Here is a 1,373-nt window from a genome sequence, read left to right as displayed (position 1 = left end):
GTTCTGCCCCAGCTACCGTTATCATATATCGATATAAAAATTGTTCAACCAGAAATATCTGGCTGACCTTATAATACGATCGGGGCAGGATAGTTCAATAAGAAAAGTGGAAGGTTAATCCAATTACTAGTTTTTATGTTAAAGTTGAACAGTCTATTATAACAGTCTTTATATCTTGGGTTATTTTATCTGAGTTTTATTAAACATTGAAGGAGGTACATATAAATGCAATGGTTTTTTTCATTTATTTTTTTATTTGGATTTCTAGCGATCTACTTGTTAATAAGAAAAGACACTAACAAGAACAATTCACTGACAAAAAAGGGAGTTTTTAAACTAATTGTATCTATGGTTGTAGTTTTTATTTTAGTAACTACATTTGTTGTCCTTTCAAATAATTGACCTTCTTCCCCTAAAGGAGTTTTTATGAAGAAACTAAAGCCTAATTTCTCACCTACAACACCGAGAAATTAGGCTTATTTATAGAATTTCCTTAACGTTGTAAATCCCTCTACCCCAGTAGGCCATATTAGAACTGCCTTTAAGGTAGCTTTTTATATATGGAACTATCGGGGCAGGATAGTGGCATAAGGTCCATTTTTTAGTACCAACTATTAACACCAAGTGATAATATAAATAGATATTAATAAAATAGTATTGTAATGGGGGATTTAATGATGTTAGATACTCAAAAAATTAAGGAAGTAATTAAACATCGTTATCCATTTCTTTTAGTGGATAGGATTTTGGAATTAGAAGAAGGAAAAAGAGCAGTTGGTATAAAAAATGTTACAGCAAATGAGAATTTTTTTAACGGGCACTTCCCCAATTACCCAGTTATGCCAGGTGTATTAATTGTAGAGGCATTAGCTCAAGTAAGTGCAGTTGTGATGTTAACTAAAGAAGGAAACGAAGGACGATTAGGGCTTTTAGCAGGTATAGATAAATGCCGTTTTAAAAAGCAAGTAAAGCCAGGAGATCAACTTCGTCTTGAGGTTGAAATCACTAGATTAAAAGGTCCTATAGGGAAAGGCAAAGGTATAGCTACAGTTGATGGAGAATTAGTTTGCGAAACAGAAATAATATTTGCATTTGGTGATTAAAAGCTAATAATTTTAAAAATGTTATTCAGATTCTTGAACAAACGTGTATCTTCTTAGATCAGAGCTGTCTTTAAGGCAGCTCTTTCTTTATGCAACTATCGGGGCAGGTTAGTGCAATAAGGGGAATATTTAGAAGGACGTCGAATTAGGTAATTTAAAGGGAGTTATTCAAGTAACATAGCAAGTTCAGGTATTATTTAATAATTTATATTTAGCTTTGTTGGGTAGTCTTCTGCAGAAGGCTATCTTTTTTTATGAAAAAATTTGATA

Annotated in this window: 2 protein-coding genes; both read left to right on the top strand. The window is 32.3% G+C overall.

Going from position 1 to position 1,373, the window contains the following annotated elements:
* The first annotated feature begins 225 nt into the window (after positions 1-225).
* On the top strand, positions 226-402 hold the full coding sequence (locus tag ACIQ0C_RS27175; protein ID WP_370694123.1) for a DUF3976 domain-containing protein: 177 nt from the start codon (positions 226-228) through the stop codon (positions 400-402).
* Between the two features lie 275 nt (positions 403-677).
* Positions 678-1,103 (top strand): 3-hydroxyacyl-ACP dehydratase FabZ, encoded by a 426-nt coding sequence (gene fabZ / locus ACIQ0C_RS27170; protein ID WP_403066012.1) that lies wholly within the window; start codon positions 678-680, stop codon positions 1,101-1,103.
* Positions 1,104-1,373: the final 270 nt, after the last annotated feature.

This window comes from Peribacillus sp. NPDC096448 (assembly GCF_044762675.1).
Classification (GTDB): Bacteria; Bacillota; Bacilli; order Bacillales; family DSM-1321; genus Peribacillus; species Peribacillus frigoritolerans_B.
Note: the sequence above shows the minus strand (reverse complement) of the source record. Positions and strands in the feature narration are given on the sequence as shown.